Source organism: Bacteroides sp. OF03-11BH (genome assembly GCF_003604005.1).
In the GTDB taxonomy this organism is placed as follows: Bacteria; Bacteroidota; Bacteroidia; order Bacteroidales; family Bacteroidaceae; genus Bacteroides; species Bacteroides ovatus.
The window spans coordinates 222,781-243,799 of the sequence record NZ_QTMW01000006.1 but is presented as its reverse complement, the minus strand read 5'-3'; the positions used below and the strand labels follow the sequence as shown (position 1 = coordinate 243,799).

General features: G+C 42.1%; 10 protein-coding genes. All 10 read right to left on the bottom strand.

The features are described from left to right. Positions 1-537: 537 nt before the first annotated feature. Complete coding sequence (locus DXA54_RS07150) at positions 538-2,598, bottom strand: SusF/SusE family outer membrane protein (RefSeq protein WP_224262682.1); 2,061 nt, start codon at positions 2,596-2,598, stop codon at positions 538-540. A gap of 57 nt (positions 2,599-2,655) precedes the next feature. Beyond that, positions 2,656-3,837, bottom strand: a complete 1,182-nt coding sequence (locus DXA54_RS07145; RefSeq protein ID WP_004296678.1) for a metallophosphoesterase — start codon at positions 3,835-3,837, stop codon at positions 2,656-2,658. A 16-nt stretch (positions 3,838-3,853) separates the two neighbouring features. Continuing rightward, positions 3,854-7,003 (bottom strand): glycoside hydrolase family 3 N-terminal domain-containing protein, encoded by a 3,150-nt coding sequence (locus DXA54_RS07140; protein WP_120079134.1) that lies wholly within the window; start codon positions 7,001-7,003, stop codon positions 3,854-3,856. A gap of 19 nt (positions 7,004-7,022) precedes the next feature. Further along, positions 7,023-9,686: a RagB/SusD family nutrient uptake outer membrane protein gene (locus tag DXA54_RS07135; RefSeq protein WP_008025349.1), complete on the bottom strand. Its 2,664-nt coding sequence runs from the start codon at positions 9,684-9,686 to the stop codon at positions 7,023-7,025. Between the two features lie 26 nt (positions 9,687-9,712). Beyond that, positions 9,713-12,541: a SusC/RagA family TonB-linked outer membrane protein gene (locus DXA54_RS07130; protein ID WP_120079138.1), complete on the bottom strand. Its 2,829-nt coding sequence runs from the start codon at positions 12,539-12,541 to the stop codon at positions 9,713-9,715. Between the two features lie 29 nt (positions 12,542-12,570). Further along, a complete protein-coding gene (locus DXA54_RS07125) occupies positions 12,571-14,328 on the bottom strand; it encodes a RagB/SusD family nutrient uptake outer membrane protein (protein WP_022199540.1) in 1,758 nt (585 codons plus the stop codon). Positions 14,329-14,333: 5 nt separating this feature from the next. After that, the gene (locus tag DXA54_RS07120; protein ID WP_008025355.1) at positions 14,334-17,759 is read right to left on the bottom strand and encodes a TonB-dependent receptor; all 3,426 of its coding nucleotides are present in this window, start codon (positions 17,757-17,759) and stop codon (positions 14,334-14,336) included. 148 nt (positions 17,760-17,907) lie between these two features. Then, positions 17,908-19,080: a FecR family protein gene (locus DXA54_RS07115; protein ID WP_004310276.1), complete on the bottom strand. Its 1,173-nt coding sequence runs from the start codon at positions 19,078-19,080 to the stop codon at positions 17,908-17,910. A 62-nt stretch (positions 19,081-19,142) separates the two neighbouring features. After that, positions 19,143-19,688 (bottom strand): RNA polymerase sigma factor, encoded by a 546-nt coding sequence (locus DXA54_RS07110; RefSeq protein ID WP_120079133.1) that lies wholly within the window; start codon positions 19,686-19,688, stop codon positions 19,143-19,145. Positions 19,689-19,745: 57 nt separating this feature from the next. Next, positions 19,746-20,939: a clostripain-related cysteine peptidase gene (locus DXA54_RS07105; RefSeq protein ID WP_004310275.1), complete on the bottom strand. Its 1,194-nt coding sequence runs from the start codon at positions 20,937-20,939 to the stop codon at positions 19,746-19,748. Between the last annotated feature and the right edge of the window lie 80 nt (positions 20,940-21,019).

Sequence of the window (21,019 nt, the reverse complement as noted above, 5' to 3'; positions counted from 1 at the left end):
ATAACAAAGGAGAATATAGTAAAAAATATAATGCGTCTGCCCTGTCTCGCTTAGTGATTAGTAAGGGCTCACCAATGTGAACAAATAAGCTATCAAATGTAGACAAACAAGCTCACTACTGTAAACAAGTCTATCTACTATAGTGAGCCCATAAGAAGCATTAAGAGTTTACAGAAAGATCATTAGGTATTAACCTATAATTGATGAAAGAATATAGAATAAGAGACGGTACTTCAAAAGCAGATACTAATGACACACTTTCGGCATTTATATGATAGAAAAAGGATCAAAATAGTGAGATATGAGATTAGTTGTTTACATCCAAACAGAAGTATATTTCACTATAAATCAATAAATTAAAAGTAAAACTAAAATTAAATAGGGTGAGGGTAACTTTTTACCCTCACCCTACTGCCACACGTTCCCTCACACCTTGCAACCACGATGAATAAAGGGATTGAACGAAGGTGTGAGGGTGTGAGGGTAAAAGTGATATAAAAATATAATCAGCTACAATTTTTCTTGGAGCAGACCGGGCTAAGGAACTACTATCGTTCCTTTCGCTGCCCTGAAATCAAGAGTTATTATAGTGTTGGCAGCCCATACATAATCTTTGTTCGGTTCATCCATGCCCTCTTTACGCAAATAGATTTCAAGAGTCTCCGGATTAACAGCATATTCGCGTTTCCAAGCACCAAATGAAGGATTAAGATTATCAAAAGCAGGAATATAAGGATGTATTCTGAAACGTCCTCCATTAGGTAAAGTAACAGAGAATGTTTTCCCGTCGCTACTTTCCGTAAAAGGCAAGATCTTTTCGTTGTTTCCTCCGGCTGCCGTTCCATACCCATAGATTACAGGCTTTTGGATGGAGATGGTCTTCGAACCTAAATCAACGAAAATGATATAAGTACCACTTTGGGGGATAACCACCAGTCCTTCGTCAGAGATTTCGAAGCCCACATTATTAGTCAGTCCGGTAAACTCTCCATCACCAAATATCTTGGATGTAGAGAAACGAAGTTTAGTTCCGGCATTGAAATAATTAATATGTATCCATCGGTCGGCACTGTTCCAAACCTTATCTAATGAGATAACCCCATCCGAGCCCCAATTCATGTTTCCAAATTCATCGCCAACCATATAAATAGCCTTCGCTGTTGAGGGGACATCACTTGGAGAGGCAAAAGTCACAGCTATTTTACCTCTATCTTGAGAGAAATCAAGTTCTATTGGTATATTAGAAGCAACAGGAACCGGTTCCAGTGCAGCACCTACACCACGATAATAGATTTGTCCATTATAGATGTTGAATTCCATAGTGTTCCAGTCTCTATTGTTATAGTCGGAAGTTGCATACATCTGAAGATTGCCTTGTGTTGTAGTGACAGCAGAGAAATTCTGCCCGGAAAGATCGAACGATACTTCCTGTCCGTCAAAACACTCACCTATTCCATAAACGGCAGGTTTCTCAAAAGCTATAAGATTACGGTTCATATCTACATATACCAAATACAGGCCGCTTGTTTCTACCGTCGCTCTTCCGTTACTGCCTACAACATAATTGACATTTGTACCCAAAGAGGCAAAACTTTCCGCATCAGATTTTTCCGATGCCCATTTAATTCCCTGACCAGCATTGAAATACTTGATAGTCCAGAATGCACCATTGCCAAGCTGTCCCACAGGGGCCATCTCTACCACATTTGTCGAATTCCAATTCCAGTTTCCAAATTCATCTCCAATCATATATAGTTTCTCCGGATACCCCTCCGGTTCGGGTTCTATGATCTCATTGCCCGTCATCTTCGCAAAGAATTTTCCTGTCAAGACTTCATATTGAAGCGTTACTTTATACTCACCTTTGTTTTTAAGATTGAGCTGCACTTGCGACTGGTTGGTTAGTTCGGCATATTCTTCAGTTAAAACATTCATTTTTATACTTCCTCCCGTTCCGGTGTACATAGAAGAGAATGTATATTTCTCCGTATCTGTTTCCTTCACATCAAAAGACGTATTATCGGTATAATTAAACGAAAACTCTGCCGGTAATATCACTTCTAACTCGCCACTGGACACCCAGGTAGCCACATGGTTAATATGGTCGTAAGACGGTTTTTGAAGAAAGAGTTCGTTTTCACCGTCTTCTGTCAGTTCGAATTTACTCGTCAAACGGAAATTGAATGGAACAATATTAACCTGTTTCAATAAAGGATTCACAATTAGCTGATACAATCCATCTTCCATTACTCTGAAACCGCCGGTTCCAGGAGCCAAAGAATAAGTTGACACCTCACTGTTGTCGTTTTGCAAAAGCGCTCCCTGCCCATAATAAACGGGTTGCCCATCCGGTCCGACTAAAGAGATATAAAAATCTCCGCTGGATGTCAGCCATGTGTTCAATGCGACCAAAGTGCCCTCTTTTATCACATTCATTTTACCATTGATTGCCTCTACCGAGAATTGGGACGCACTCCCCGTCAGATAGATACCTTCGGGAACATTGATTTCCCGTTCATAGTGTATCCCGTCGTCGGCACAACGACAGAAAATAAATGGCAACGAAAATACAAATAATAATTTTATTATAGTTTTCATCTTCATGATTACATTAAATTATAAATAACTATACTATTGGAATCTAATGGTATTTGACTAAAATTTCACATCAAACTGATGTTGCTTCTTGTCTTTTCCATTCGCTCCTACCACATCAATCACCATTTTTCCATCTTTTATCTTACAAAGCAGATAGCTGTTATTATCATTGACAAGGATGGGAAAGTTGGCTTTATCGGGTTCTGATTCACGGAAATAATATTTATGAGTGTGTCCGGATAACATCAGATCAATTCCAGCCGTATTTAAAACGGGCAACAAGGTTTGCTGCAAATGATAGTTTCCATGCCAATTGCCTATCGTCGGCGGGATGTGCAGGAATGCGATCCGAAGGGATGATTGCTTAAAATCGTTTTCTTCCACCACACTCCGCAACCATAGGGTTTCTTCTTCTCGATAATTGTCATAGTCGGCAATACCGGCATACTCCAAATCCGAATCCGGCTTATCTTCACCGGAATCAAGAACAAGAAAACAAACCTTACCTATGTTGAAACGATAATAAAAAGTTCCGGTAGACGTAGGAAAATACTTTATCAACGCATCGGAATAAACTCCACGTGTTTCATGGTTTCCCCGATTGAAAACAATAGGCACTTCGGACGCAAACAATTCGACACAAGCATCAATATAATCTTTACATATCTGCTCCTGCCCCTCTACCCATGACGACATATCTCCATTAAGCAAAACGAAATCAAGAGATTTGAAATCTACTTCCCGACACAGAGACTTCATATAGTCACTCCGCCCGTGAATATCATTTAATACCAGAAAGGAAATTTCTTTCTTCCGGTCGTCGAAAGTTCTGAATCTGAAAGGTTCTTGCTTGTATACATTTGAAGCAGCAATCAATCCATAAGTTACCCAGTCACTCGAAGGCCAAGAGACAACTTCTCTCGAAAAAATCCGGTATCTGTATTCCCTGCCGGGTTCCAAATGTTTGATGCGTACACGGTGGATTGTATCATTGGCCCGCTTACGTCCGGACTCCGTATCGTAATATCGCGGACGTTCCTTCCCATAGAAATGATCTTCACCGGCAGGCGCCACTTCCACCCACGAAAGAGCAGGTTTGTTTGTAGTCCATACCACTGTCACGCCGTCGGTACTCATATCACACAGGTAAGGACCGTGTGTGATCTTTATACTGTCACCGTCATGTGCAGAAAGCCGAGCGGCAAAGATGACAAAAAATACAATTATCCAATTTCTCATAGAACGGTTCCTCCTTCTAATTTATTAGTTTGACCGATATGGTTTGTAAATCATTACTGTTGCAGCCGGTCATAATTTCAAATTCACCGGGTTCTACCACATAGTTCATGGCAGCATCATAAAAGCCTAAAGCTAAAGGAGAAATGTCAAACTGAACGGTCTTTGACTCCCCCGCTTTCAGGAATATTTTTTTGAATGCCTTCAACTCCTTTACCGGACGCACAACAGAAGCAACTTTATCATTCACATACAGTTGCACAGTCTCTTCGCCATCTCTGTCTCCGGTATTGGTTACTGTCACCGAAACGGAGATGGTCTCCTGTCGCGTATATTCTTTTTGGGTGCTCTGCGGAACTGAATAACTGAATGTGGTATAACTCAAACCGTAACCAAAAGGATAGAGCGGAGCATTCGGAACATCGATATGCCGGGTGGTTGAGGAATGGGGCATATCTCCCGGACGTCCGGATTTCTTATAGTTATAGTAAACCGGTACTTGTCCCTCTACCCGTGGAAAAGAAATGGTCAATCTTCCGGAAGGATTATAATCACCGAACAGTATATCAGCAATAGCGGTTCCTGCAGAAGTACCTAAAAACCAGGTTTCGAGAATGGCCGATACGTTCTTGTCCACCCATTCGATAGACAGCGGACGCCCATTCATCAATACGACGACAACGGGTTTCCCTGTGGCAACCAGTTCTTTTATCAATTCTTCCTGCACACCCGGCAAATCCAGTTGGGCACGGCTTCTCGATTCGCCACTCATCAAAGCTTTTTCACCGACAACGGCAATCACCATATCACTTTTGGAAGCCAATTTCACTGCTTCTTTGAATCCAGACTTATCTTCTCCGTCAAAATCGCAACCACGGGCATATCCAACTTTCGTTTTGTTACCGCCGATTTTGTTCTTTATGCCCTGCAATACAGTCGTCACATGGCGATCTTCCCCTCTTGCTCTCCACGAGCCCAGCAGTTCGGTCTGATTATCGGCCAGCGGACCTACCACGGCAATGGAACGGACATTTTTTGCCAGCGGTAATGTATGATTGTCATTCTTCAGCAGGACAGCCGATTTATGAGCCATGTCCAGTGCTGCATCCAGAAATTCTTTTTTCATGATTGTCTGCGATTCGTATTCTTCATTACAGAATTTATATGGATCAACAAACAGTCCCAAAGCATATTTGATATGCAGAATCCGACTGACGGAATTGTCGACATCTTCCATACTGATTTTACCGGCTTCTATCAGTTCTTTCATGTATTTATTATAGAGCCCATCTGTCATATCCATGTCGATGCCGGAATTGAAAGCCAGACGGGTAGCGTCTTTATCGTCTTCCGCCACTCCCTGCGCCACCAGCTGCTTCACTGCTTCCCAATCGCTTACCACAAAACCATTGAAATTCCATTGCCCTCTCAATAAGTCTTTGAGCAGGAACGGATGTGCGGACGCAGGAATACCATTTATATCATTGAAAGCACTCATAAAAGTAAGTACTCCCGCATCAATGCAAGCCTTAAAAGGAGGTAGATAAGTATCAAACAAAGTCCGTTCCGACATATCCACCGGAGCATAATCTCTTCCCGCCTGGGGAAGTCCGTAAGCTACCCAATGCTTTGCACATGCCAATACTGAATTATTCTCCCAAAGATTCCACTGAAAACCATTCACTCTTGCTTTGGCTATTTCACTTCCCAGGTAGGTGTCTTCTCCTGCTCCTTCCACTACCCTGCCCCAACGGGCGTCTCTTGCGATGTCGACCATAGGAGCGAACGTCCAATGTAGTCCGGCTGCCGAGGATTCAATCGCAGCAATCTTGGCAGCTCGTTCGATCGCTGCTAAATCCCAACTACACGATTCCGCCAAAGGAGTCGGAAAGATTGTCTTATATCCATGAATCACGTCCATCCCAAAAAGAATCGGTATCTTTATCCGGGAATAACGCATATTCTTTTCCTGCAAATCACGCAATGTCTTTGCACCGGATATATTCAAAACAGAACCTACAAGTCCGCGTGCTATCAATGAATCGCTCAAATATTCTGATTCAGGACCGGTTAGAAGGGTACGGCCTACGTATTGGGATAACTGGCCGATCTTCTCTTCCACAGTCATCCGTGAGAGCAAATCTTTAACAAATGAATCCGCTTCCGGAGTATGAGGTAGTTTACTATTTCCGACGATCCGGGTATGCGGATCGCGAACATAAACTCTTATCCAATCAATATCGAAATCAAATTGCTGCAATTCCTCCGCAGGATAGCCGACATCCAACTTGTCAAATGCTCCTACCTGCCCGGTGATAGCAATATCCCAAACTCTGTCCAGCCGATTCTCTTTACGAGCCTTAGTGATAAAATCAGTATATGCATCCCCCAACTGTGTACGGGTATGTATCTGGTAATTGACTTTATTATCTATCAGAAACGTAATGATGGCATGATTGTTATCAACAGGATCGGGATCTATCTGAACCGCATATACATGGAAATTATCTCCCGGCTTATCGTCTCCGATTTCAGTATATCGTATCTGACCTTTGGGTAGATTGATTCCCAACTTTTGCGTTTCCGAATTGAACAAATGCAAGGTTTGATTCGCTTTGGCCGGATAAGGATTTTCCCCGAAAGCTTTGGTAAAAAACTCCAGTATATCTATTTCGGCTACTCCAGCTCCTTTATAATGCCTCAACCAAAGTGCATTCCAAAGCCCATATAGATATGGGACTTTGGCTTTGATCTCTATGCGGCAGAAAAGAGGATAATATTTCTCCGTATCGGAATCTCTGCTGGACAGCGCTCCCGACCACCATCCGGTCTTGCTCTTCACACTGGGATGAACGGGACTGGGCGCATCTTTACTTTTGAATGAGCGAATTCGACAAATCTTCTCTCCTGTAGGAAGGGTTTCGATAAAGACCTGCTCCGGACGGTATGTCTGAAGCATGGCTTTATTTTCCTGATTATAGGTGGGTCGCCCCACTTTTTGGGAACCATATATTCCCCAATACCGGGAGTCAATCACATCTCCGTTAAACTCGTCTCCATCGTAATAAATCCATCCGGGAGGGGTTTCTGATGAAGGAGGAATAACGGTTTGGGCTTTCACCACCCCGATACAGCAAAATATGATTATTAGAATCTTTATTTTCAACATGATATTTCTTTTTAATGATTTACCAACCCGGATTCTGTTTCCAGTTCTTCAACTGCAGAATCTCACTTTCAGGTATGGGATACCAATACATTTTAGAATCAAACACTCTCTTTTCTACCACAGCACGGGAATAATCAAACTTCTCGACGGGATATTCCGGCTTTTCAGGAATCTCTGGTTCTGTTTCATCCCGGGTAAATACACGTACCCAATCTACATCCATCGAAACGTTTCTCAAATTGGCATTCCTGTCTTCGGGATAGCCGATACCATTTTCATTCTTTCCTCCGATTTGTCCGGTTATCGCAATGTCCCAGGTTCGCTTTTCTCTTCCCTCCGCTATTGCTTTGGTTATAAATGTATTATATCTGTCATCATAGTCAATCGTCTTGAATGTATTGGTTACTTTACCATCCAACAGGTAGCTGATGATAGCATGCTTATCCGGAGAAACCGGGTCCGGATCTACCTGAACGCCATACGTATGGAAGTCTGCTCCCGGATCAAAATCAAGCACTGTATGTCGTCCGTACCCATTCACGTTGATTCCCAGATTGCCTGTTTTATTATCATGCAAATGTAAAGCCTGGCTAAGCCGGCGGGGTGAAGCCGTATTCTCAAATTCCTTGACGAAAAACTCTTCGATGTCAAGTTCCGCAACACTGGCTCCTGCATAATGACGACACCACGGTCCCATCCATATACCATATATATAAGGTATTTTTGCACGAATCTCAATGCGGGAATGCAGAGGGTAATATTTCCCCTGATAACCATATTTGTCGGTATCCCGGCTGGACAAAGCTCCCGACCACCATCCTTCTCTCGTACTGGCAGTGCTTAATGTCGGAGCCGGTGGATTGTCGTCCTTGGTGGCTGTTATCCGGGCAAAGCTCAATCCGCCACTCCCTTTCTCAATCGTAATCTGTTTTTTACGATAAGTCTGGATATTTCCGGTGGGTTGTCCATACTGGGAGTTTCCTACCGGAGTGTCGCTTCCATACTGTCCCCAATATGAGTTGTTTATGACCAAATCATTGAATTCGTCTCCATCGTAATAATGCCATCCTTCCGGAACTTCGTTAGCCGGTATTACGGAATTCCGGGTAACAGCTCTTCGAGCCTGATTCTTACGGGTGATTTCAAGACCTAGCAAATCTCCTCCGAGTGTTTCTTGCGCAATCTTCCACCGTCTTACATCCCACGAACGATGCTCCTCAAATGCCAGTTCGACACGACGTTCACGCCGGATACGCTCACGCATTTCGTCCTGCGTCAATCCGGAAGGCAGATTCGGTTGTCCGGCACGGCTGCGCACTCGATTGACGTATTCTGCTATATCCGCATTTTCGGGATCGTATTCGTTCAAGGCTTCCGCATAATTCAGGTAAATCTCCGCTAAACGAAACAACGGCCAGATATGTCCCTGACTTCCTCCGCCGGTTTGGATATTCACATCTTCATTGAGGTATTTTTTCAGATAGAATCCGGTTTTGGTTGCATTGGTAACGCCCAGACCGTCTTTTCCACCGTCCCAATTCTCTACCGCCGTGCTTTTCCAAACGGAATCATTCAGCAGAATGGTAGCATTCAACCTGTCATCCCGGTAGAATTGCGGACGAACGGCATTTTCCTCATTCTCCCAACTAAAATAGCTGCCATCTTTCATTTCATAAGAGTCTACCAGATTCAACGAAGGATTGATGCCGCCTACCCCACCATAACTGACAGGAAAGTTGTATTTTTCAAAGTCGGAATTGTTTCCATAACGACGCATCAGAATAAACTCGGAATTCTGAAAGTTATTCTTGAATAAAGTGGCATAACTGCCATACAACGAATATATGCCCAGATCAATTACGTCTTTCGCAGCCTGTGCCGCAGCTTTCCATTTCTCCATATCGGAAGGAAGATCGCTTTCCGAAAAATTCTGCCAGTCCAGATACAAGGGACTGGCCGCATACAATAAAACTCTGCTTTTCAAAGCCAATGCGGCTCCCTTCGTTGCACGTCCCAAATCCGAATCGATTCCTCGTCCCGGAGTTAAATCGAGCACTTCGGCTACCTTATCACATTCGCTGGAGATGAATGAGATGCAATCGTCCATAGACGGGCGTGGAGTCTCCGAATAATCCGCATTGACGGATAGTGTAGAAGTAATCACAGGTACAGGTCCGAAACGTTTCACCAGCTCGAAATGGAAAAACGCTCTTAAAAAACGGGCCTCATATTTCCATGTTTTCAAGTCATTCAGACGGTTCTGATATTCATTCTGATTATCCGGATCGAGTCTGTATTTATCCAGATTCACTCTGTCTACATTTTCTATAAATTCATTCGCTATGCGAATTCCTGCGTAATACTTATTCCACAAATCATCCGGATTGGACCTTGAATTCCAGGCTCCGGTGTTGAAGTGCTGGATGTTGCAGGAGGCATTAGCATGTTCGGCATCATCGGTAGCGGCATCCAACATAGCTTCGGAACCGATACGGTTGAAACCATCAGGCAGATACCGATAAGCATTGACTAGAAATTTGCTTGTACGTTCATAGGAAGTAAAGGTCATCTCGTTGTCGATAAACGAATCATACTCTCTGTCCAGATAATCACTGCATCCGGACAATATGCTGATAGCAGCAAGAGCATTCAATATGATAGATAAACCTATTGGGTATTTCATAATTATTATATTTTTGTTCTTACCTATTAAAAATCAATTTTTATTCCCAGGTTGTAGGAACGTGTCAACGGATATGTAATCAAAGAACTGCTTTCCGGGTCGGCCAATCCGTCAAGATGACTCACGGTGAAAAGATTGCTCGCATTAGCATACACATACAATCTGGACAATTTTATCGCTCTTGCTATTGACTGGGGGAAGGTATATCCAATCCGGATATTCTTCATTCTGAAGTAGTTTCCGTTTCTTTTCCAATATGTAGATATCCGGTAATTGTTTTCAAATGTCCGGGTAGACAAACGGGGATAAGAAGCATTGGGATTCTCCGGTGTCCAGCTGTCGAGAGCCAGTTTTGAAGCAGAGCCATTGTCGGTAAAGGAATAAGCCAACGGCCCGCTCAAATAGATGTCTCTATTGGCAACGCCATGAAATAAAGCCTCAACGTCTATCCCTTTCCATTCAAAGCCTATTTTCAAAGCATAATTCCACTCCGGAATATTAGAATATCCCACAGGATAGGAGTCATTGGAATCGACTACTCCATCACCATTTTTATCGATATATTTTATATCACCGGGGTTTACTTCTCCAAACTGCGGTACCGGTAAATGTGACTTCAGACTTCCATTCGAATCGAAATCACTCTCCTGATACAGTCCGTCAGCAACAAGTACAAAAGGAGTATTCACGGAACGTCCTTTACGATATTGATAATCGTAGAGTTTCACTTCTTCCGCCATATCGACAATTTCATTCTTTGCATACCACGCCGATGTTTCAACGTAATAGTTGAAGTTGTTTTTAAGACTGCTTTCGTACCTGATCGTACCCTCGAAACCTTGATTCTTTACTTTACCTACATTCATATAAGGCAATATGTCGCCATAAGAGGCTCCAACAAATCCGGGAATAGTGGAATACGGCTGTGACAGGATATCATATCTTTCTTTATGGAAATAATCGAATTCTACCGACAGCCCTTTCAGTAAAACTGCATCCAATCCAATATTGAATACACGTTCCTTCTCCCAACTAATATCGGGATTGGCAATCATATCTGCCCGAAACCCGCCTGTTGATGACGACCCTGTACCTAAAAAATAGGAGCCGTTACTGCTATAAGTCTGGTCGAACAGATAACGTCCGTTCTCATTCTGATTGTTTCCAACCAGTCCGATAGATGCTCTTAGTTTCAAATATTCAACCCAGTTGATATTTTTCATGAAGTTTTCTTTCGACAGTATCCATCCGGCGGAGAAAGCGGGAAAGAATCCATATCTTTTTCCAGGAGCATAATCATCACAACCTGTATATGAAGCTGCAAATTCTCCTATGTATTTTTGATTATAAGAGTAAGTTACCCGCCCTGCATAATTCAAGTATTTAATGTCATCACGACTTCCATATTTCTGATATAAATCAGACAGGAAAAAGATGCTGGCAGTGAGTTGATGTTGCTTGAAAACGCGATCATAATCCAACTGTGCCTTAAAGTTCAGACGGCTCCAGTCAGTACGGAATCCTTCATCGGATTCCAAAGGAGAATCAGCGCCGTAGGGTGTATATAGCACCTCTCCCCCTGCTCCTTTGGAAAGAGAATAACGGGCATAATTCTGATTCTTTATAGATGAATCCGCCATATAGTTGTTGTAGGCAATACCGGCACTGACACTTAATCCCTTTGTCAGTTTCTCCAGGTCGTATTTAGGCATAAAAATCAGTTGGAAAGTCCGGCTGTTTTCTTTATAAAGCCCTCTGCTGACGATATTACCGACCGGGTTGGTAAAAGCGGCATTTCCTCCATACGATCCGTCGGGGTTGTACACCGGAAATGCATTCGGAGCTGTTCTCCATATCGCTCCCAAAAGTCCGTTGGCAGAACTGCTGCCTCCGGGAATAGAGCGATTACCTACACTCCCGCTAAAATTGAGTCCGGTAGACAGGTGTTTGCTTATCTGGATATTCAAATTAGACCTGAAATTAAAGCTCGCATAATAGGCATTCGAGTTTTCCCGGCGTTTTTTATCGGTGTCTTTGTAGAAACCGATGTTCTGCAAAAGATTCATCATTACATAGTATTGCACCACATCTCCTCCTCCTTTAAAACTTAAATCAGCCATACTCAAAGGAGCTGTATTATTCAAAATGGCCTTTTTCCAGTTTACATTGGGGTAAAAGTAAGGATCGGTGTTGTTCTGATAGGCATTCAATTCCTCTGGAGTGTATAAACGAGGCAATCCGTCATTCACACGCGCCTGATTGTATAAGGTGGCATAATCATACGCATTGATAGGATCGGGAACGCCCAACGGTTGTTGTATTCCCGTTTGTAAACGGATACTGACTTGCGGAGCGGAAACGCATCCTTTCTTGGTTGTCACCAATAAAACACCATTTGCACCACGCATACCATATAAAGCCAGAGCCGAAGCGTCTTTCAATAATGTTACAGACTCGATTTCCGCAGTGGACAGACTTTCAATCGGGGCTTCGAAACCGTCGACATATACCAGCATTTTTTGTCCGCTTGCATAGGAAGTACGTCCCCGGAGGTAGAGATTCGCGATAGAGAAATCATAGCCGGGCTCTCCGCTTTGTTGCAACAATGTTAGTCCGGGAAGCTGTCCTTGCAGACTATTTCCCAAGCTTGCGGAAGTAGTTTTCAGCAAATCTTCCCCACGTATGGAAGAAATGGCACTTGTTCGCCTCCATTCCGGTTGTTGCCCATAGGCGACTTCTACAAGTGCAGAGTCGGCTATGCGTTGAGCAAACAAAACGGGAGCATAAAAAGTGAGAATAGTAGTCAAAAGTATAGCATAACGCTTCCCTTTGTATATACTGTTTATTATTGTCATACCTTTTATTTTTAGTTGATTGAACATATTTACCATCCCGGATTCTGAAGCATATACCCTTTATCTATTTCGGTCTGCTTGATAGGATGTAAATAAGAACGGTCACTCCATAATCTGTTTTCAAAGACATAAGGTTTGTAATGTACTTTACCCGGTGCTCCTGTAACAGCGGAGAGCTGCAATCCATACATGGCACCTTTCATAACACCTTCATCATCGGCTATCAGCCAACGTCTTATATCCCAGAAACGATGATCTTCATAAGCCAGTTCCACGGCTCGTTCTCTTCGCAGTTTCTCCCTGAACTGCTCTTTATTCAAAGTGGAAGGAAAGCCCGGCATTCCGGAGCGTTCACGAACTTTCAGGACTGCATCGAATGCTTCTTTCGGGGGAGTTTCATAATATTCATTCAAAGCTTCTGCATAATTCAGATAGAGTTCGGCTACCCGGAAGACAATCCAGTCCATATTAGTGGAGTTGCGCGGAGCCGTTGCTCTTAGTACGCGAGGTACCCATTTGCGAACCAGGTGTTTCGTTTTATCATTGGCTACATTGTGAGCTCCACCGGGCAGAAAATTAAGAATTCCAATCTCTGTATTCCAGTTAGCTCCATGTGCTGCAATGGTTTGCGCAAAACGAGGGTCCAGTTCGTCGTACTTTTCAAGCAGATCATCGCCACCATCCATATTCCATGTTTGTTGGTTCCCGTCTTTTTTCTCATAGAAACGCACGAAATTGAAGGTTGTAAAAAGACCGCCGTCGCTCCAACTACTTCCCGCCCATGCCGGTATATTGCTTGTTATGGGATGACTGCTTGTTGTGAAATTCCGATATTTTTTGTTGGCCAGAATTATTTCTTTGTTATCGGGAGCAGTCCACACATGTTCGTAATTTGTTTCAGGTGTTCCCTCATCGTACAAGTCATAATAGCCAGAAGATTCAACAGCGGTAATGGCTGCCTTGGCTGCTTTAGCAGCTTCATTCCAGCGTTCTTTACTATAGTTTCCATATCCTATCAGGTCATTATTTCCACTTAAAGGAAGGTACGGATCGTCGGTATTGAACAAAGGACTCGCCGCATACAGGAGTACTCTGGATTTGAGGGCTAAGGCGGCTATCCTGTTTGCCCGTCCCACCAATATCGAATTCGTATAATAATCCGGTAATATGGAGGCAGCCCGGTCACAATCGACAAGAATGGAGTCTACACAATCGGAAAATGTATTACGGGGTAGTTTACCATCTTCCGACGGATTTATTCTACGGTGTATTATAGGCAGTCCACCATATCTATATACTCCTTCCCAGAAGACCAAAGCCCGCATAAAATAGGCTTCGCCTCTGGAACGTGTCTTAAAATCAACGTCTCCCGGATCATCGGGCACTTCGTCAATACGTTCAAGCACGATATTGCATTTTCGTAATGTCTGCCAACGGGTGTTGTGACGGGGGTCTTCATCCCAGTCTATGCTGCTGTTGTTATGATTGTCCACGTTCCACGAGGCATTGCCCTTCCCCCAGTTTGCACCTTGTTCGGCTTCATCACACGCTCCTGCCAGGGTTGAGGTTGCACACAATTTACGGTCGATCCCGCTACTTCCCATCGAGAACCCCAGCGGCATACCTTCTGCATAGATGCCTGTTATGTATTGTTCTGTCAAAGTCCTGTCGGCAAAGACACCGTCTTCATCCAAATCGACAGAGGGCGGAGCTTCCAGATAGTCACTACACGAAAACATCAATACAGACGACAGAAGTATTGCACATATATATGTTATTCTTTTCATGATTATCAAAAATTTATATTAAGACCAATATTATATACTTTCTGCAACGGATATGTATTGATTTCAACATTTCCACTTCTCGAAGGTGCTTCCGGGTCCAGATCTACCACATCTGTCCACGTGAATAAATTGGAACCGTTGAAATATAATCTTACACTATTCAGGTTAAGCCGTTTGACAAAACCTCCGGTAAATGTATATCCTACTTCGAGGTTTTTCAATCGCAAATAACTGGCATCCCGTATCCAAAGAGTAGAAGGACGATAGTTGTGATCGGTTTCTCCGTTGGGATTCAGAGACAAACGGGGAAAGGTGATCTTTTCTCCTGCCTCATACCGTTCCTGTGTCCAACGTTCTTTTATCAGAGATTTCGCACTCTCTTCTCCTTTCGCGAAAGGCCACATCGACCGTCCGAAATATTTAATGGATACATTGTCGGCTCCCTGAAATAAGATGGAGAAATCAAATCCTTTATATTGCGCTCCGAATGAGAAACCGTAAATAATCTCCGGTACGGGGGTGTATCCTATCGGAACCATGTCGTAATCATCAATCACTCCATCCTGATTGACGTCTACATACTTGACGTCTCCCGGTTGCAACTGATTCCCGCTCCATGAACTTTTAGGACGGTCTAATGCATTGATTTCTTCCCACGAGTTATAGTATCCGTCAAAGATCAGTCCGAAAAACTGATTCTTTCTTCTTCCGGTAGTCATCTGATAATCATATCTCTTCTGCACTTCATCCATGTAGATGATTTCATTCCTCGCAAATGAATAATTGAAGCGTGCCCAATAATGGAAATCTTGTATATGATGTCTAAAATTAAGGTCCATTTCCCAACCGCGATTTTCCATTTCTCCAAAATTATATGCAGGAAGATTAGCACCTATAATCATGGGGGATGTTGATCTGTTGGCTAATATGTTATTTCGTTTTTCTTTGAATATATCAAATGAAGCAGTCAGACAATTATTGAACAGATTAATATCTACACCGACATTCATCTTTTTCGCCTTTTCCCAAGTCAAATCAGGATTACCGATTTTATTTTCAACAATCATCAGTGAAGTATACGGATTGGAAGCCAAACCGAAATTATACTTGTTCACACCCGAATCGCTCGCTGCTCCATAAGAAGACGGCAGATACAAAAATCGATCACCACCTATCTGATCGTTTCCTACCTCTCCGTAGGACCCTCTCACCTTTAGATATTTAACGATATTGTTTTTCGGAAAAAACTTTTCTTCACTGATGACCCAACCTAATGAAACAGCAGGAAAAAATCCGAACCGTTTGCCTTTGGCAAAATTCTCGGTTCCGTTGTATCCCATATTGAATTCTGCCAAATAACGGGAGGCATATTCATAGGTCAATCGTCCTACCAATCCCTGATAAGCATTAGGTACATAATATTGAAGGGAGGGGGAATAGTATTTACTCTGATTATACAGAATAAGTGCTGTCGTTTTATGAAGCCCGAAAGTTCTATTATAATCAATTCCAAACTCCATATATACTTTCCGGTTCTTATCCCATCCGGTACTTACAGACCAGATACTCTCTTCTGATTGGGGGATCAGATAGATGTAATCCGGATCTTCCGCATCACGGCGCGCAAGATAATAAGGAAAGGTTTTCGAATATTTCTTACGGCTGTAATAATAGCTATCATACGCGATACTCCCGTGTACGGACAAACCTTTGGTCAGCAAAGATGATAAATCATAATTCAGACGTAATGTTGTATTGATGTTATTTCTATTATCTTTCTGATAACCGTTGCTTAATAAGGTTTGCCAGGGATTGACGCTTCCCAATCCATCCTGTATGCGGACAATTTTATTGTCCACCAATCCCGGAGAGCTCAAGGGATTGGCAAAAGAAATAGCTTGCCAGATTCCACTGTTACCGGAGCCCGGAGTAATCACTCTGCCTATCTGGGCGGCCATTTGAACAGTTGCCGAAAAGTCCCGCGTTATCTGAAAATCGAAATTAGTTCTGAAGTTATAACGGGTGTTACGGGGATTTACATCATGATCCGAATCTATCTTGGTATGTTTATAGATACCGGTCTGATCGAAATAACTTCCCGATATAAAGTATTTCACACGTTCTGTACCACCCGAAAGGTTGATGTTATGTTGAGTGCGGGTAGAAAACTTTCTAAGAAAATCGTCTATCCAGTTAGTGTTCGGATGCAAAATCGGATCAAAGCCATTTCTGTACAATTCAATATCTTTATCCGTGAATTTCGGTTGGTAGGTAGAACCCGAAACCCGGGAGTCATTTTCTAAAGCTTCATTGTATAAAGTTGCATAATCCGCACTATTCAGATAACTGGGGAGCTGGGTAGATTGCTGCAAAGCAAAATTACCCGAATAGCTCAACCGGGGACGCCCTCTTTCCCCTTTACGGGTAGTAATTAATACTACGCCGTTAGCTCCCTTTACTCCATAGATCGCTGTTGCCGAAGCATCTTTAAGTATATTCAATGATTCAACTTCATTCGGATCTATGCCGTCAAAATTAGTTCGTTCGATGCCATCGATCATTATTAAAGGAGCCGTGTTGTCTGTAAATGTACTGACACCTCTGATTAACAGACTGGAAGCGTCTTCGCCGGGAGCACCACTTCTTTGAAAAGCAATCAATCCCGGCATTCGTCCTACCAGCATGTTACTAATATTGGATTGTTGTGTCTGTACCAGTTCTTTCCTCGAAATAGAAGCGATAGATGCTGTCACACTTTCTTTCTTCTGCTTTCCGTAGCCGACAACAACGACTTCCTCCAGACTTTGCTCGGCTTCTTTTATTTCAATAGAAAGCACTTTATTGTCTTTTACAGGTACTGTCGTCGTGACATAACCGATATAACTGATTTCCAAAACTGCATTCGGATTTACAGATAAGGCAAAGCGCCCGTTTATATCGGAAATTATGCCGTTAAATGTACCGACTTCCTTGATATTGGCACCGATAATCGGTTCTCCTTTTGTATCGGTAATAGTACCGGTTATTCTCCGAGGTTCCTGTGGCTGTGAAGAAAGATTCTTTTTCACTGCCGTTTTTCTCTTTACAACAATCTGTTTTCCATTTATTTCATATACCAGATTTGTCTTTTCAAACAAGGCTGACAATTTTTCTGTGATTGTCTTCTTCCTAGATAGATCTACACTGACAACTTGATTTAAACTAGGTCGGATATCTTTCGAATAGATGAAAACGTAGCCTGTTTCTTTCTCTATATCTTTAAAATATTCCAGTAGAGTCCCTTTCTTTATATCATAGAGTTCGCTCGTTCCATTTCCATTAGCGAGAGTTACATTCGCTATAAATAGAAAAATAACAAAAAATTTCACAAACAGATATGATTTACAAAGAAAATATGCCCTATTTGCATGATTGTAATAGGAATTTTCCATATTTTTGCGTATCAATTTTTAGGTTTTTCATAAGTAATTGAAAAATTTAAATCTCACGGGTTCGGAAGAGTTGCCTCTCTTCCGAACTTCTTTTTTACAAAGGCTTCATTTCTGTGGTTTATTCATAGGCATTAAATTTTTAGGGTTATTACTCGATTTTTATACTTCCCGCTTCAATTGTACACTGGACATCGTACAGCAACGAGAAGGTTTTCATGACTTGTTCTATATCATCAAATAAGATAAGTTTTCCCATTGTACACTTTTGCGCAACTTCCGGCGTACATGTGATAGATACATTATAGTAGCGACTTAGCCGTTGGATAATATCTTTCATTGTCTCACCCCGGAACTGAAGTACGCCATCTTTCCATGAAATATAATCGTAAGCATTAACTTCGTCGATGCCGGATATCCCATCACTCAACTTAAAACGCTGATTAGGCAAAAGGACAAAATCTTCATTGGAGTTTGCTTTTACATTTACTTTTCCTTCTACCAACACCACGGATTGCAATGCATCATCAGCATAGGCAGACACATTAAACTTTGTTCCCAATACATTAACTGTCAGTTGGGGTGTCTCTACATAAAAAGGCCGGGAAGTATCTTTGGCAACTTCTATATAAATCTCTCCTTCTACTTTTATCCTGCGTTCGCCCGGACCAAAAGAGGAAGGGAAACGTAATTTACTTCCGGAATTAATCCATACTTTCGATCCGTCTGCCAATACAATGGATGAATGGCTACCATAAGGAACTATCAGTGTATTTTGTTTTCCGGGTTGAACCGCTCCCTCTTTGATTATCTCTGTTTCCTTACCATCGGATTGAATAGTAATATTGCTATCATAAGTAATGACGGCATTATTCTCTATCTGAATCGCTTCCGCATCATCTCTTATCAGCATTACTTTCTGATACAGAGTATCTGCTTTCACATTGACAAGCAGATCATCAGCAGTTCCGGACGTCTGAAAAGAATGAATCAACCAGAAAGAAACAATACCTAATATTAGTACACAGGCGGCAGCATAACGGGTAAATAAGATAAAACGATGTCTCTTATCACGACGCTCCATGCTTGTCTCTATACGTGCCCACAATCTTTCTGATTCTTCGGGTAAGCGCTGAACCGGATTCAGCCGGGCAGATAATATGATTTTGCGGGCCTCCTGTAGGGATGCTTGATCTTCGGGATGCTCTTTTTGATAATTAACCCACCATTCTTCCGATTCCTGGGTAGGAGCCAGACACCACAATATGAAGTCTTCATTTTGTAGCCATTGTTTTGTCGATTCGGGTATTCGATCTGAATGCATACTCGTTCTTTTTACGGTTTCACTTTAAAAACACGCAAAGAACAAAAATACCCCCACGAAAATTAAAGAAAATAACCGAAAAGGAAAAAATAAATAATTTGAGGCTGAATTTTACGCATTTGTTCGATAGCCCGATACACTAATTTCTGTGCTGCTTTAGGTTGTATTCCCATCAATTTCCCGATTTCCTCATAGCTAAGTCCTTGGGTATAACGAAGATATACAGCCTCCCGTTGCCGGTCTGTAAGGCTATCCAGCATCTTTTTCAGCTGTTTTTGCATAGCGGCTCTTTCTTTTTCTTCATCTATGAGTTCAAAGCCGTTCACTTCAACAAGGAAACTATAGTTATCAGAACCTTCTTCCAGAAATTCGGTATTCATTTCTTTTTTCTTAATGGTCCGAATCCGGTTCTTCAAACAGTTCAACAGATAGAACTTCATATTCTGACTTTCCCAAAGTTTGTGCTCACGCTCATATAAATGCAAAAAAACATCGTGAATGGCATCTTCTAAAAGTTCTTTACTAATGCCAAAAGCAATGCCGTATGAAAACAAATCGTTCTCATACGTCTCATATAACCACTTATATAAGGATTGCTTATTCTTCACACTATCTTCACAAAAAGTTAGAATCCTATCTTCTAAAGAATATTGAAATGGTAATTATCACCAGCCTGTCTCATCCCATCCGGCAGCGGAGTACCATTGTATCGACTGACGATAAAAAGGATTTATCTCCTCTTCATACGACTGACGAAATATATAAGTAGAAAGTCCTGCAGAGCCATTCATCGAGAAACTACCGCCATAACTGGAGTAATTATTAGGAGTAGTCTTCCAATAAACCACAGCAGCATCATAAGCAGCTTTCCAAGCCTCATATTCGCTAGTCTCACTACCTAAAGAACGTATTAATCCATCAAAATCATAATAATACTTACTGGACCGACAATCATAACAGAGTATGCCCGATGTGGCTATCGCTTGTCTGCCCTTAATATATTTCAGAATAATCTCACTACTGCTTTTAGCCAGTTGTTCCAACATGGAAGTGTTCACTACAGAAACAGAGACTCCTGCCGTCCAGGGATCACCTAAGCCCCAATTATATGGCAATTTGCCAGTATAAAGATTTTCATCTGCATAAAATTCAAAATATGCCTTTGCTATGTCCGTAGCCGATGCATTATTGGCAAACATAGCCGGAACTACTTTCTGATATGGAGCACCCGGTGCGGGTATCTCTGTCGGAGAGCCTATTATGTAATCCGCATGTTCCTTCAATTCATAGACCACCTCAACAGATTGCATAAAGCATGCATCGAAAAGAAGAAAACTCAAATGAGGCGCATTACGCAGAACATCTTTTAACTCGGAAATATCCATGTAATTTGAACCACCATCCTGTCCCCACCAACGGGTTTTATTCTGCGATTTTGCCAACCATCCTTCTCCATGAGACCACAAAACCAACCCATAACTCTGTGCCGGATATTCAGAAAATGCCGTGTTGATAACCTCCTTCATCTTAGAGACATCTACAGAGTTTCGTCCTTCATACGTAGCGATTAGCTCCTCCTGTACGACATTCTTCTTTTTATCCTTCTTCAATCGAATTAGTTTAGGACTTGATCCGGTATCAATGTATACGAGTAGGTTATAAGAGTTATCATCTACAGACTGCATTCCCTCTGTCATTTCCGCCAAATCCTCTGTGGCAAAGCTGCGAAGAGAATTGTCACCTGCTATATAAACAAGAACTGTACGCATCTGGACTCCTCTTTCATCATCGTCATTATGACAAGCGATTACCAGCATAGCCAAACACACAAACAAGGAGAATATTTTTATCTTTTTCATTAGATTTCAAGTTTATTACGAGGCAAAGATAAAAAAATAAGAGATGCAAAGCTGCATCTCTTATTATATTAACAATTTAA

What these genes read in the sequence shown, in the direction of transcription:
- DXA54_RS07150 (WP_224262682.1), bottom strand. Translation starts at nt 2,598, where the DNA reads ATGAAAACTATAATAAAATTATTATTTGTATTTTCGTTGCCATTTATT.
- DXA54_RS07145 (WP_004296678.1), bottom strand. Translation starts at nt 3,837, where the DNA reads ATGAGAAATTGGATAATTGTATTTTTTGTCATCTTTGCCGCTCGGCTT.
- DXA54_RS07140 (WP_120079134.1), bottom strand. Translation starts at nt 7,003, where the DNA reads ATGTTGAAAATAAAGATTCTAATAATCATATTTTGCTGTATCGGGGTG.
- DXA54_RS07135 (WP_008025349.1), bottom strand. Translation starts at nt 9,686, where the DNA reads ATGAAATACCCAATAGGTTTATCTATCATATTGAATGCTCTTGCTGCT.
- DXA54_RS07130 (WP_120079138.1), bottom strand. Translation starts at nt 12,541, where the DNA reads ATGACAATAATAAACAGTATATACAAAGGGAAGCGTTATGCTATACTT.
- DXA54_RS07125 (WP_022199540.1), bottom strand. Translation starts at nt 14,328, where the DNA reads ATGAAAAGAATAACATATATATGTGCAATACTTCTGTCGTCTGTATTG.
- DXA54_RS07120 (WP_008025355.1), bottom strand. Translation starts at nt 17,759, where the DNA reads ATGGAAAATTCCTATTACAATCATGCAAATAGGGCATATTTTCTTTGT.
- DXA54_RS07115 (WP_004310276.1), bottom strand. Translation starts at nt 19,080, where the DNA reads ATGCATTCAGATCGAATACCCGAATCGACAAAACAATGGCTACAAAAT.
- DXA54_RS07105 (WP_004310275.1), bottom strand. Translation starts at nt 20,939, where the DNA reads ATGAAAAAGATAAAAATATTCTCCTTGTTTGTGTGTTTGGCTATGCTG.